Raw genomic sequence first — 12,754 nt, forward strand, 5'->3', positions numbered from 1 at the left:
GTCAAACTCAAGACTGAGTTTACATAAGATTAACAAAATGGGAGGCAACCATGGGACCTTGGTCAATGCGCGCCGGGAAAGGCGGCAGATTGGGTGTGTCAGCTTTACTGGCGCTGGGACTGGGTTTGAGCGGGCAGACGCTTGCAGGACCGGGCGATTTTAAGTCCGGACCTGTGATTGAAGGCTACGGCGAGGTCGCAAGCCGGGTCAAACAAACGTATCCGGTGCCAAAGGATCAACACTTTAAAGTGGCATTTGATATTGGCAATCAAAGTGAAGCCGGTCAGCTCAACCGCGGCATTGAAAGCCTGGCGCGGTTTCTGAATATGCATGCTGCTGTGGGCGTTAATCCCGACAACATCAAGCTGGCACTGGTGGTTCATGGCAAGGCAGTATTTGATGTGCTGAATGACGATGCCCATTTCAAAAAGCTTGCCCGTGGCAACAGCCATTCCTCGCTGCTCAAGGCACTGATGGATAATGGCGTACGCATTATGGTGTGCGGACAAACCGCCGCCTACTACGGCATAGATAATAATTTGCTGTTCCCCGGGGTTGAGATGTCCCTTTCGGCAATGACTGCCCATGCGCAGTTGCAGCAGCAGGGCTATAGCCTGAATCCGTTTTAACTACGGAAGCCTAGCTGTTACTCCCAGAAGCACTGGCCCCGGCCAGTGCTTTTTTGTTGGCTAGTCCTCGATGGATTGCAATCTTCCACAATGAGTGAACCTCAGAACGTGCAAAAAAGAGAAATAATAAGCCAATACCACGGATAAAGAAGAATACAGAAGGAGGGAGTAACAAGGCTTGGCTTTGAGATCCGGAGCTGAACTGGATGTCACAAGAGGGCGATCTTCGAGTCGTTAGCAAATAACTTCAGTCAGGGGATAAGTTGAAAAAATTAGAAGGTGTTACTTTAGAAAAGTGGTTGCGGGAGCCGGATTTGAACTGGGCGTCACACGCCGACGACCTTCGAGCTTATTGGATACAACAAGTCTACCGAACTTTGAGCTTTAGCAAAGGGATAAGTAAAAGTGATGAGAGGGTTTTACTTCAGAAAAGTGGTTGCGGGAGCCGGATTTGAACCGACGACCTTCGGGTTATGAGCCCGACGAGCTACCATGCTGCTCCATCCCGCGTCCGGATGTTGATGCAATCAGTTTTAATTCTTAATTGAGGAATTGGTTGCGGGAGCCGGATTTGAACCGACGACCTTCGGGTTATGAGCCCGACGAGCTACCATGCTGCTCCATCCCGCGTCCGATTATTTGCTGTTTGTTTTGAGTCTTTCTGTCAGCCAGAAAGTTGGTTGCGAGGCTGGATTTGAACCGACGACCTTCGACTCTATTATTAAGAGTGAGCCCGACGAGCTACCATGCTGCTCCATCCCGCGTCCGATTATTTGCTGTTTGTTTTGAGTCTTTCTGTCAGCCAGAAAGTTGGTTGCGGGAGCCGGATTTGAACCGACGACCTTCGGGTTATGAGCCCGACGAGCTACCATGCTGCTCCATCCCGCGTCCGATTTTTTGCCGCTTCATCTCTCGTTAAAGAGCGCATTCAGGCCCTGTGTTTCAGCCCTCAGCGTCGAAGCGGGGCGAACTATAACTATCCTGAAATCCAATTACAAGGGAAATTCCCGGATTTGTGTGTAACTGCCCAAATATCCTGCAAGCTGAGGGGGATTTGAACAGAAGCTGTAGGAAATTGCCGCAGCGGGGTGGAACCTGCCTGATAATGCGCCGTTTTAGGTGTCGCCGCCCCAAGATTGCTTATCTTTTAAGGGGCTAAACGGGTATAATGTGCCCTTTGATTTTCTGCAGGCGTAATTTCGATGTTTAACTTTTTTGCCGCTGCCCCCAAGGGCTTTGAATATGCACTCGCCAAGGAGCTTGAAGCCCTGGGCGCCTCTGAGGTGCGTGAGAGCGTAGCCGGTGTTTATTTCAGTGCCAACCTGGAGCAGGGCTACCGTATTACCCTGTGGAGCAGACTGGCAAGCCGTATTGTCATTATCCTGTTCAATGGCGAATGCGAAACCCCTGAGCAGCTTTATAACGCGGCGTACAGCATCGATTGGCCTTCCCATTTCTCGAATCGCTGCACATTCAGCATCGATTTTCACGGCACCGGTGGCTTTATCAAAAACAGCCAGTTTGGTGCGCTCAAGATTAAAGACGCCGTGGTCGACCGCTTCCGTGATGATGACCAGGCCCGCCCGGACGTGGTGAAAGGTACCCCGGACATTCGCATCGATGCCCACTATGGCCGAGGCAAGATCACCATTGGCCTTAATTTCTCAGGCCCTGCACTGCACCAGCGTGGCTACCGCGGAAACACGGGTGAAGCGCCGCTGAAAGAAAACCTGGCGGCCAACATGTTGTATCGCAGTGGCTGGTCAGAGAACCCAACCGCTTTGCTTGACCCTTTCTGTGGCAGCGGCACTGTGCTGATTGAAGCGGCCATGATGGCCTGCGATATGGCGCCTGGTTTGCTGCGCGAGCGTTTTGGTTTTGAGCATTGGAACCGCCATAACTCCGCGGTCTGGACTCAGGTAAAAGAAGAAGCCAAGGCCCGCGCCTCTTTGGGCAAAAGCCGCTGTGAGCTTAAATTCTACGGCTCGGATATCGACTCGCGGGTGGTCGCCCTTGCCAAGCGCAACGCCAATGCCGCCGGTGTGTTCGAATTTATTGAACTCAAAGTGGCCAATGTGCTGAACATCGAACCGCCGGTTGAAGGCGGTATGCTGCTGACCAACCCGCCCTATGGCGAGCGTTTGGGCAACGTGACCAGCTTGCTGCAGCTTTACTTCCAGCTTGGCGAAAAATTCAAGCAAAGCTTTGGTGGCTGGAAACTCGGTCTGCTGTGCAGCGATATGGAGTTGGTGTCATCGCTTAAACTGAAAGCAGACAAGCAGATGAAGATGTTTAACGGCGCACTGGAATGTGCCTTTAACCTCTACACCCTGCATGCCAACAGTACCCGCCGTGAAGTGGCCCCTGAGCAGGCAAGCCAGGGTGGTGAAATTGCTGCGCCCTTTGCCAATCGCCTCAAGAAAAACGTCAAACAGCTGGAGAAGTGGGCCAAGCGTGAAGGAATCGACAGCTATCGCCTGTACGATGCCGATATCCCCGAATATAACGTGGCGGTGGACAGATACCTTGATTACGTGGTGGTGCAGGAATACGCCGCGCCATCGTCTATCCCTGAAGCCGTGACCAAGCGCCGTCTGACCGACGTACTGCTGGCCTTGCCACGGGCGCTGGGTATCGATCCCGACAAGATTGTGCTTAAGACCCGCGAGCGCCAGAAGGGCACCAACCAGTATCAAAAGCTGGACGCCGAAAAGCTGGAACTGACCACCACCGAATACGGTTGTCTTTTCAAGCTGAACTTAAGTGATTACCTGGATACCGGGCTTTTCCTCGACCACAGACTGACCCGCAAACTGGTGGGTGAAAAGTCCAGGGGGCGGGATGTGCTTAACCTGTTTGCCTACACAGGCTCTGCCTCGGTGCATGCCGGTAAGGGCGGCGCCAAGTCGGTGACCACAGTGGATATGTCCAACACCTACCTTAACTGGGCAAAAGATAACTTTATGCTCAATGGTTTGGTTGGGCGGCAGTACAGGTTCGAGCAGGCCGACTGCCTGCAGTGGATCCGTGACTGTCAGCAGACGTTTGATTTGATTTTTATCGACCCGCCGACTTTTTCGAACTCCAAGCGCATGGAAGATTCTTTCGATGTGCAGCGCGACCATGTGGCCTTGTTGGTATCACTGAAGCGCTTGCTGAATCCCGGCGGCGAAATCCTGTTCTCCAACAACAAACGCAAGTTCAAGATGGATATGGAGGCGCTGAACGCCGAAGGGCTCAAGGCGATCAATATCGACGATAAAGTGCTGCCGATGGATTACGCCCGTAACCCGCAAATCCATAACTGCTGGGTAGTGACCCATGGCTGAGTTTATTTTGTATCACACCGATGGCTGCCATCTGTGCCATCAGGCCGAGGCGTTGCTGCTGGACGCAGGGCTGAATTATGCCCTGGTGGATATCTGTGACGATGACGCCTTGGCTGAGCGTTACGGCGTGCGCATTCCGGTTGTGCTGCGCACCCTGGATTCGGCGGAGCTTGGCTGGCCCTTCAACAGCGAAGCGCTGGCCTCTTTTAAAGACGCTGCACCTAATTCAGTTGCATCTTAAATAAGTTGCAGCTTAACGGCGCGTGACGGAAGCGAAGCGGTCCGATAAACAGTGTCTTAACAGAATTTGAGTTTCTTAAAGAAACAGTGTTCCCGGGAACACCAGTGTAAAGGATGTTGATGTGAGTCTTGTTCGTATCACCAATGGCTCTTTGGCCTATGGCTACATTCCCCTGCTTAAAAACGCCGACCTCAGTATCGAGGCCGGTGAGCGCGTGTGTATTGTGGGTCGCAATGGCGCCGGTAAATCCACCTTGCTCAAGCTTATCGACGGTGAATCCCACCTGGATGATGGCGAGCTGAATATCGCCACCGATGTGCGTATCAGCCGATTACAGCAAGACCCGCCCAAGGCGGAGTCGGGCACCATATACCGCTATATTGCCCAGGGCCTGAAAGAAGTGGGCGATGTGCTCGACAGGTACCATCAGCTGTCTCACGACCTGGGATCTGCCGATGCCGTTGCCCAGGAGCGAATGCTCAAAGAAATGGAAGGTTTGCAGGGCAAGCTTGACCATTTGAACGGCTGGCAGCTTGATAGCCGCATTCAGGCGCATTGCAAACGTCTGGGGCTGGATCCGGATAAACCGCTGAGCGAACTTTCCGGCGGCTGGCAGCGTAAAGTGGCTCTGGCCCGGGCGTTGGTGAGTGAGCCGGATCTGCTGCTGCTCGATGAGCCGACCAACCACCTGGATATAGATACCATCGAGTGGCTGGAGCAGTTTCTGCTTGGCTTTAAAGGCGCCATCGTGTTTATCAGTCACGACCGTGGCTTTATCAGCCGCATGGCTACCCGCATTCTGGATCTCGACCGCGGCGTGGTAACGTCCTGGCCGGGCTCCTATCAGGCTTACCTTGAAGGCAAAGCCGAATGGCTGCGTCTCGAAGCCGAGGCCAATGCTCAGTTCGATAAAAAGCTTGCCGACGAAGAAGTGTGGATCCGTCAGGGCATTAAGGCGCGTCGTACCCGTAACGAAGGTCGGGTGAGGGCACTCAAGGCGCTCAGAATGGAGCGGAAAGAGCGCATCAACCGCCAGGGTAACGTCCGTATGGCGGTGTCTGAAGGCGAGCGCAGCGGCAAGCTGGTGTTCGATGTCGACAGCCTGAATTTCAATCTGGCCGACAAAGATTTGGTGCGGGATTTTTCCGTGAGTGTGATGCGCGGTGACCGTATTGCGCTGATAGGCCCCAACGGCTGCGGTAAATCGACCCTGATCAAGTTGCTGATTGGTCAGCTTGAACCTCAGTCCGGCAACCTCAAAACCGGCACCAAGCTGGAAATTGCCTACTTTGACCAGTATCGCGAAAACCTCGACGAAGAGAAAACCGTTGAGGAAAACGTGGGCGAGGGCAAACAGACGGTGACCGTCAATGGGAATGACCGCCATATCCTCAGCTACCTGCAGGACTTTTTGTTTTCGCCAGCCCGTGCCCGTACGCCGGTAAAAGCGCTTTCGGGCGGTGAAAAGAACCGTCTGTTGCTTGCCCGGCTGCTGCTGCGTCCAGCCAACCTTATCATTCTCGATGAGCCCACCAACGATTTGGACATCGAAACCCTGGAGCTGCTGGAATCTATGCTGGCCGATTACGACGGCACCTTGCTTATCGTCAGTCACGACCGGGCCTTTATCGATAATACCGTGACCAGCAGTTGGTGGTTCACCGGCAATGGTCGCTGGGCCGAATACGTGGGCGGCTATCAGGATGCGGTGGCGCAGGGGGCGAAATTCTACGCCGCCTCTGCGGAACCCGAAGGGCAAAAGAGTGTCCAAGCTCAGGCACCTGTGGTAAAACAGCAGCCTGAAGTGAAATCGCAGAAGAAGCTGTCTTACAAATTGCAGCGGGAGCTGGATGCGCTGCCGGAGCGGATGGAGCAGCTCGAAGCCGAGATTGAGGCGTTGCAACAGGAAGTGAATACCCCCGAGTTTTATGGGCAGCCTCAGGATATGGTCAACGCCCGTCTGAGTTTGCTCGGCGAGAAAGAACAAGAGTTGGAGCTTTGCTTTGAGCGTTGGGAAGAGCTCGAATCAATGAAGTAAACCTATTAAAATTAGGAAGTTATTAATGAAGTTACAGTTGGAAAAGGCATTGTCCCTGGTGGCTTTGGGTGTGCTGGGTGCACTTGGAAGTGCTCAGGCCGCACCGGTTTACGAAATTAAAAACCTCGAAGATTTTGACCTTAAAGGCACCCTCGAAGGCACCCGTACCGGCTACGCCATGGGCGTAAACGCCAACAATGAATTGGTGGGTATCGCCAAGGGCCGTAAGAAATTGTCCAGTGATGACGTGGAAGGCGGCATCATCGACGTGGACGACGGGATCTCCGACGAAGAGAAGATCACCTACTCTGTGCTCAAGCCGATTGTGGCGAATAACTTTACCTTCTCGGCGGGCGCCAACGGCGCGGCCGGTGCCTGGGTTCCCACCTTTGAAAGCATCAACGGCACCACAGATCCCAAAGATACTGATGTCAATGTGCCTGAAACCGTGAACTCGGTGGATACCTTCTACTACGGGATCAATGATGACGGCCTGAAAGTTGGCGCCATGACCGCGCCAGAGAAGAAGCTTGAGTACACAGGCACAGATACCGAGCAGGATTATTGGTACTACCGCGACTATGAAATCCGCGGCGTGGTGAAAACCCCGACCGCTGAGATTGAGCTGACCCCGCCTTATGTGGAGTACACCAGCACCAAGTCCGGCGAGACCGACAAGAAGGCGTATCTGGGCGGTACTTCTGCGGCCACCGCGATTGCCGGTAACTTCATCACGGGTTATGCGAGCACTGATATTTCCCGCTACGGCGGTGAGCGTGCCCAGCTGTGTTTGGACAACGTTGGCACCACAAATGCCACGCCGCTGGATATCTGTATCCAGAACGAGCAGTACCCCAATACCTCGGGCAACCGTAACATCCAATACCAGACCCGTGCCTATGTCTGGCAGCTGGAAGGTGACGCTGCCACCGGCACTGCGCTGCCTCTGGGGCTGACTCCGGCATCTGATTCCACCCTGACCTATACCGCTCAGGGCCTGGGTATCAACCTTGATGGCACTGTTGCCGGTCGCTCCCACGTGAACCGCAACGGCAACGATGACTACTTCCGTATGGATGCCGCTTACTGGACCCGTAAGGACGATGGCAGCTACGAGTACCACTGGGTACCCGTGGTGAACCTGGATGATGTGCGCAGCTCCATTGCCTACGACATCAATGACAACGGCATTCTGGTTGGCTCTTACAACAGCTACATTCAGGGTTATACCCGCGATAAGTTCTTCTATTTCGATACCAAGGCGACCGATGCCAAGCCTGTTGTACCGAACGATTTCTACTCAACCCAGTCGGATCTGTCGAGCCGTGGCAAGGCCATCAACAATAAAGGCCAGGTCGTTGGTTTTATTGAAACCACCCACGACAAGGAAAAGCCACGTCCGAAAGCCGGCTTCCTGTTCGACATGAACGCCAAAGAGGGCGGTGAGTTCTCCAACCTCAACAATCTGCTCACCTGTGAGTCAAAAGGCTTTGAGAAGGGCGCTGACGGCAACTGGCAGCGCCACAAGGTGCAGGTGGAAGATGGCAGCGGTAAGACCCTGAGCTACGACTCTGACATCCAGATTGTTGAAGCCAACGGCATCAACGAAGAAGGTGTTATTGTTGGTACTGCCTTTATCCGTAAGCCGGTTTACAAGACCGATGAAAATGGTCTGCCTGTGGTGGAAAACGGCAAGTTTGTATTTGAACTGGATGGCAACGGCAATCCGGTAACCTCTTACCTGCCACGTGCCGTGGTGCTGGAGCCAGCCAGCGGCGCTGAAGCCTGTACCGTGATTGACGGTGATACCGGCGGTGAGAAATACGAACGTCAGGGTGCTGCAACCCTGCTTGGCCTGTTGCTGCTGCCACTGGTGTGGCTGCGCCGCCGGGTTCGCTGAGCAAAGAGTGCAAACTGATCCCGGTCAGATCTGACCAAGCAAATTTGGGGCCCATTTGGGCCCCAAATTTTTTTCCGCATTGTCTCAATAGCTTAATATTTACGCGCTAAAATCGACAGATTTTTCGATTGATCTTGGCACGGAAAAGCCTTATTTCTACATATGAAGCTGTTGCTTCTTGTTTTATGTAGAACAGAGGACGCTTGCATGAAAAGACAAAAACGAGATCGCATGGACAGAGCTTTTTCCAAGGGGTTCCAAGCCGGAGCCGGGGGACGCTCAAAAGAGATGTGCCCTTACACTAATCTTGATTCACGCTCACAATGGCTAGGAGGCTGGCGTGAGGGGGTAGATGGCCGAATGTCCGGGCTCTTTACCAAGTAATGCACAGCAAATCTTGCCCTCCCTGAGAAGAGGGCATTTTTATAGCAGTATTCTTCAGGCAGTGATTAAGACTGCACCAGCAACAAAAACACCGGCCTTGGCCGGTGTTTTGTATTTTAAGCCAAGGTGGCTTAGAAGGTTGAGGTGTCGGTAAACACGCCCACTTTCAGATCGGTAGCCGTGTAGATTTCACGACCATCCACTTCCAGGCTTGCATCGGCAATGCCCATCACCAGTTTGCGGTGAATAGTACGCTTGATGTTGAGGCGGTAAGTTACCTTCTTGGCGCCAGGCAGTACCTGACCGGTAAACTTCACTTCGCCTACACCCAGAGCGCGGCCTTTGCCCTGAGCGCCTTCCCATGCCAGGAAGAAACCAACCAGCTGCCACATGGCATCGAGGCCCAGACAGCCTGGCATCACAGGATCGTCAACGAAGTGGCAACCAAAGAACCAAAGATCCGGATTGATATCCAGCTCGGCTACGATTTCCCCTTTGCCGAAGGCACCGCCATCGTCATTGATGGTGGTGATGCGATCGATCATCAGCATGTTGTCGACGGGCAGACGGGGAGAATTCTTGCCAAGAAGCTCGCCGTGGCCACAGGCGATCAGTTCTTCTTTGGTGTAGCTGTTTGCTTTAGTCATTGTAATAGTTACCACTCCATCATTAAGAGTGGCCAAGATTAGCGAACAGCTGTACGCCAAACAAGTCCAACCACCTTTTCAGTCCCGTGAAAATGGCCATTTTGCGAGCAGTCCGGCAAAAAAGCCCTGGGGCAATTCGTCGGGTTCGTCACCGGCAAGCTTATCCAGCCTGGCCTGAACCAGGCCATAAAGGGTGTTCTCGGGGAAGTTATGTTCTTCATCAGCAACGCCCGCGGGCAGCGACATCAACAGCTCAACGGCTTCATCCATATGGGCAACCTGATACACATGGAATAAGCCCTTGGAGACGGCATCTATCACCTTGGGGGCCAGATTAAGCTGCAGCATATTGGCCTTGGGAATGATAACCCCTTGCTCGCCAGTGAGGCCCCGGCGCTCACACAGATTGAAGAAGCCTTCAATTTTTTCGTTCACGCCGCCAATTGCCTGCACGTTGCCGAACTGATCCAGTGCACCTGTTATTGCAAGTGATTGTTTTATTGGCTGCTCTGCAATGGCCGACATCAAACAGCAGTATTCGGCCAGTGAGGCGCTGTCGCCATCGATTTCCTGATAGGACTGCTCAAAAACGATATTGGCATTGAGGTGCAGCGGCGCATCACGGCCAAAGATCCGGTACAGACAGGCCGAGAGGATCATCATGCCCTTGGCGTGAATGTTACCGCCAAGCTCGGACTTGCGTTCGATATCGGCCACTTCACCGTCGCCATAGTGCACAGTGGTGGTGATGCGTGCCGGTTCGCCGTAGGCATAGTCGACACTGTCGATAACGGTCAGGCCATTAATCTGACCAACCATTTCGCCACTGGTGGGCAGGTTGATAAAACTGTCGTCGAAGCTTTGCGCCGAGAAGCGCTCGGAGCTGTTGTGGCGGCGCTGCAACTGGCGCAGTGCTTTGTCGATGGCGGCGCCGCTGATGTCATTGCTTTGGCTATAAGCCGCGGCTTGAGCGAACAGCTGTACCATGTCCTGGCTTGCCAGAGACAAGCGCTGCTGATGCTCACATTCTCGGGCAGAGAAGCTAAAGAGTGGCGCCATGGCGCAGTTTTGCAGGGTAAAGCCTGCATCAAAAGCCAATGCCTTGAGCCAGAGACCATATTCCTGCTCGGACTTTTGGGTCAGATCCAGTTCATGGGCCACTTCGCCCAGCAGCGGGAAGTGTTCGGCAAAGCTGCTATCGTGGCTTCTAAGCTCCACATATTGCAGGGCGCTGCCCACCAGGATAATGCTGGATTGCAGTGGCACCAGCGTATCTTTACCCACCTTGTAGCTGCCACGCTCAAGGATCTCTACCAGCAGTTGCCACAAACCTTCGCGGCGATACACGGCTTCCACATCAATAAACACATAGGCATAACTTGCCAGGGCACCTGGCTGATATTGGCTCTTGCCTTTGCCATCGTCTTCAATTCGCCCAATCAAATCGGCGCGGGTCAGGCGACTGCCAAGCAAGGTGTGCTGGCCACGTTCTTTGGCGATACAGCCATGGCTACCGGCTTGGATTTCCTGCCACTGCAGCTCAGTGCTGTCGCCGTCACGGCGTGCCACCAGCTCTTTGAGCGGCCTTGGGAATGCCTGTGCCAGTGCTTTAAACAAAGAAGGGCGGTGAACACCGGCAAAGTCTGCCAGAAACATTTGCTGGTTGGCGATTTTACCGGTGAGGGCAAAGGCGTCGGTCACTCGGTCCTGACACAGCAGCAAATGGCCAATGCCGGGATTATCATTTAACCCACTTGGCAAGGTAAAAGAAGGGGAGAGCCGCTGGACGGGAATAAAAGAAGGGTGCATAAAAGTCATTGAAAAATCATCGTTGGGCGGATTTTAGCATATCCTGCGCCTTTGTAATCAGCGTCTATATGCATGGCGGTGGCGAAAAGGAAAACAGTTTGCACAAAGCCTAAGCAATCGATTGTTTTTTTAATAAAAGAGGTTTACAGCGCGAATAGCCAAAGCTATTATGCGTCTCGTTCGGAGGGGTGGCAGAGTGGTTTAATGCACCGGTCTTGAAAACCGGCGTGGGTTTATAGCCCACCCAGGGTTCAAATCCCTGCTCCTCCGCCATATTCAAGGGAAAGGCGCTGCTCACAAGGCAGCGCCTTTTTCGTTTGCATCTCTTTCTTCTCCGCAGTCTTTTAAACCGTGCCCGGTCATCGTTTTCCAACCAGCTGCTGCGACTGTCCGCTTGCTCACGGGTAAGCTTATCCTCCAATTCCAATTCCAATTCCAATTCCAATTCCAATTGCGATGCTTATGCTTCGATGGCATCTACTCTTATTGGCATCTGAACGCTCTGAGGCTTGATCCAAAGGCATAAGCAGGCTAAGCAGAGCCGAAGCTCGTTATTTTCAGCGATTTCAGGCCGATTTTTCGCCCGTCTGGCGCGCAAATGACCAATCGACACAAAAATGCAAAATTGGGGTTTACAGCGCCACGGCTCACGGATATTATGCGTCTCGTTCGGAGGGGTGGCAGAGTGGTTTAATGCACCGGTCTTGAAAACCGGCGTGGGTTTATAGCCCACCCAGGGTTCAAATCCCTGCTCCTCCGCCATATTAAGAAAAGGCGCTGCTTGCAAAGCAGCGCCTTTTCGCTTTTATGGGTTGTTGATTGCGTATGTTGGTTGCGCATCTTCTGCCCATCATTTCCTCAGGCCATCGGCCGCCATCTATCGCTTACTCATGTTACAGACATCAGACCTGTTAAATCATCCTAATAACAGTGCTATAGCGTCAGTCATTTACTGTGGTTTAACACCGATTTTGCGAGCGGAATGCTTTGCCAGCGGGCGGCAGTTGGGATAAATTAACGCAGCTGGGCCCAAGGACCGTGGCCGGTAATGCAATAACAAAAACCAACAGGGTGGTGTTAACTTGATTTCTGTATATTTGGTCGACGATCACGAACTGGTTCGCACCGGGATCCGCAGGATTTTGGAAGACGAACGGGGCATCAAGGTAGTAGGTGAGGCGCCAGACGGAGAAACTGCCGTCAGCTGGGCCAAGCAGAATGAGGCCGACGTCGTGCTGATGGACATGAACATGCCCGGCATTGGCGGTATTGAAGCGACCCGTAAAATCCTGCGCTACCAACCCCATTCGCGGATCATCATGTTGTCGATGCACACCGAAGATCCGTTTCCAACCAAGGTGATGCAAGCCGGCGCCTTCGGCTTTTTAAGTAAAAGTGCCAGACCACCGGAAGTGATCCAGGCGATTCGCCAGGTTGCCTGCGGCCAACGTTATCTGGCGCCTGAGATTGCGCAGCAAATGGCCTTAAGCCAGCTGACCCAAACCGATGAGAACCCCTTTAAGCAGCTGTCTGAGCGTGAGCTGCAAATCGCCATGATGATCATCAACAGCATGAAGGTGAACGACATCGCCGAGCAGCTGAATCTGAGCCCGAAAACCGTGAACAGCTACCGTTACCGCCTGTTTGCCAAGCTGGGCATTGGCAGTGATGTAGAGCTGACCCGTCTGGCTATCCGTCATAAAATCATCGACCCCGGCAAGTTCTGAGCGTGTTCGACAGTAAAACCTTCCTTAAAACCGTCTCCAGTGCCAGCGGT

9 protein-coding genes and 5 tRNA genes are annotated in these 12,754 nt (G+C 53.3%); 9 read left to right on the plus strand and 5 right to left on the minus strand.

Annotation, left to right across the window (positions count from 1 at the left end; all coding sequences use genetic code 11):
- The first annotated feature begins 50 nt into the window (after positions 1-50).
- Complete coding sequence (locus STH12_RS06230) at positions 51-629, plus strand: DsrE family protein (protein WP_237158766.1); 579 nt, start codon at positions 51-53, stop codon at positions 627-629.
- 433 nt (positions 630-1,062) lie between these two features.
- Here the strand turns inward: STH12_RS06230 and STH12_RS06235 are convergent.
- From STH12_RS06235 to STH12_RS06245, 3 genes are all read right to left on the minus strand, one after another.
- Positions 1,063-1,139 (minus strand) — tRNA-Met (locus STH12_RS06235).
- 43 nt (positions 1,140-1,182) lie between these two features.
- A tRNA-Met gene (locus STH12_RS06240) sits at positions 1,183-1,259 on the minus strand.
- Positions 1,260-1,440: 181 nt separating this feature from the next.
- Positions 1,441-1,517 (minus strand) — tRNA-Met (locus STH12_RS06245).
- A 314-nt stretch (positions 1,518-1,831) separates the two neighbouring features.
- Between STH12_RS06245 and rlmKL the strand changes: the two genes are divergently transcribed.
- The 5 genes from rlmKL to rmf all read left to right on the plus strand — a co-directional run bounded on the left by rlmKL (position 1,832) and on the right by rmf (position 8,521).
- Complete coding sequence (gene rlmKL / locus STH12_RS06250; RefSeq protein ID WP_126166760.1) at positions 1,832-3,958, plus strand: bifunctional 23S rRNA (guanine(2069)-N(7))-methyltransferase RlmK/23S rRNA (guanine(2445)-N(2))-methyltransferase RlmL; 2,127 nt, start codon at positions 1,832-1,834, stop codon at positions 3,956-3,958.
- Positions 3,951-4,199 carry a glutaredoxin family protein gene (locus tag STH12_RS06255; RefSeq protein WP_126166761.1) on the plus strand — a complete coding sequence of 83 codons (249 nt, stop codon included), beginning with the start codon at positions 3,951-3,953 and terminating at the stop codon, positions 4,197-4,199. Before rlmKL ends, STH12_RS06255 begins: the two co-directional genes overlap by 8 nt.
- A gap of 121 nt (positions 4,200-4,320) precedes the next feature.
- A complete protein-coding gene (locus STH12_RS06260) occupies positions 4,321-6,237 on the plus strand; it encodes an ABC transporter ATP-binding protein (protein WP_126166762.1) in 1,917 nt (638 codons plus the stop codon).
- 25 nt (positions 6,238-6,262) lie between these two features.
- Positions 6,263-8,137: a DUF3466 family protein gene (locus STH12_RS06265; protein ID WP_126166763.1), complete on the plus strand. Its 1,875-nt coding sequence runs from the start codon at positions 6,263-6,265 to the stop codon at positions 8,135-8,137.
- Positions 8,138-8,344: 207 nt separating this feature from the next.
- Positions 8,345-8,521, plus strand: coding sequence for a ribosome modulation factor (gene rmf, locus STH12_RS06270; protein WP_126166764.1), 177 nt, complete (start codon positions 8,345-8,347; stop codon positions 8,519-8,521).
- Between the two features lie 131 nt (positions 8,522-8,652).
- Here the strand turns inward: rmf and fabA are convergent, their stop codons facing one another.
- Positions 8,653-9,168, minus strand: a complete 516-nt coding sequence (gene fabA, locus STH12_RS06275) for a bifunctional 3-hydroxydecanoyl-ACP dehydratase/trans-2-decenoyl-ACP isomerase (protein WP_126166765.1) — start codon at positions 9,166-9,168, stop codon at positions 8,653-8,655.
- Positions 9,169-9,246: 78 nt separating this feature from the next.
- Positions 9,247-10,977 (minus strand): S16 family serine protease, encoded by a 1,731-nt coding sequence (locus STH12_RS06280; protein WP_126169438.1) that lies wholly within the window; start codon positions 10,975-10,977, stop codon positions 9,247-9,249.
- Positions 10,978-11,159: 182 nt separating this feature from the next.
- On the opposite strand from STH12_RS06280, the gene STH12_RS06285 reads away from it, so the two are divergent.
- The 3 genes from STH12_RS06285 to uvrY all read left to right on the plus strand — a co-directional run bounded on the left by STH12_RS06285 (position 11,160) and on the right by uvrY (position 12,704).
- Positions 11,160-11,250, plus strand: a tRNA-Ser gene (locus STH12_RS06285).
- A 398-nt stretch (positions 11,251-11,648) separates the two neighbouring features.
- Positions 11,649-11,739: transfer RNA gene (locus tag STH12_RS06290), tRNA-Ser, on the plus strand.
- A 320-nt stretch (positions 11,740-12,059) separates the two neighbouring features.
- Positions 12,060-12,704: a UvrY/SirA/GacA family response regulator transcription factor gene (gene uvrY / locus STH12_RS06295; RefSeq protein WP_126166766.1), complete on the plus strand. Its 645-nt coding sequence runs from the start codon at positions 12,060-12,062 to the stop codon at positions 12,702-12,704.
- Positions 12,705-12,754 lie beyond the last annotated feature (50 nt).

This window comes from Shewanella khirikhana, from assembly GCF_003957745.1.
In the GTDB taxonomy this organism is placed as follows: domain Bacteria; phylum Pseudomonadota; class Gammaproteobacteria; order Enterobacterales; family Shewanellaceae; genus Shewanella; species Shewanella khirikhana.

Bases quoted from the DNA above. Each gene is read 5' to 3' on its own strand.
- STH12_RS06230 (WP_237158766.1), top strand. From the start codon at position 51: ATGGGACCTTGGTCAATGCGCGCCGGGAAAGGCGGCAGATTGGGTGTG.
- rlmKL (WP_126166760.1), top strand. From the start codon at position 1,832: ATGTTTAACTTTTTTGCCGCTGCCCCCAAGGGCTTTGAATATGCACTC.
- STH12_RS06255 (WP_126166761.1), top strand. From the start codon at position 3,951: ATGGCTGAGTTTATTTTGTATCACACCGATGGCTGCCATCTGTGCCAT.
- STH12_RS06265 (WP_126166763.1), top strand. From the start codon at position 6,263: ATGAAGTTACAGTTGGAAAAGGCATTGTCCCTGGTGGCTTTGGGTGTG.
- rmf (WP_126166764.1), top strand. From the start codon at position 8,345: ATGAAAAGACAAAAACGAGATCGCATGGACAGAGCTTTTTCCAAGGGG.
- fabA (WP_126166765.1), bottom strand. From the start codon at position 9,168: ATGACTAAAGCAAACAGCTACACCAAAGAAGAACTGATCGCCTGTGGC.
- STH12_RS06280 (WP_126169438.1), bottom strand. From the start codon at position 10,977: ATGCACCCTTCTTTTATTCCCGTCCAGCGGCTCTCCCCTTCTTTTACC.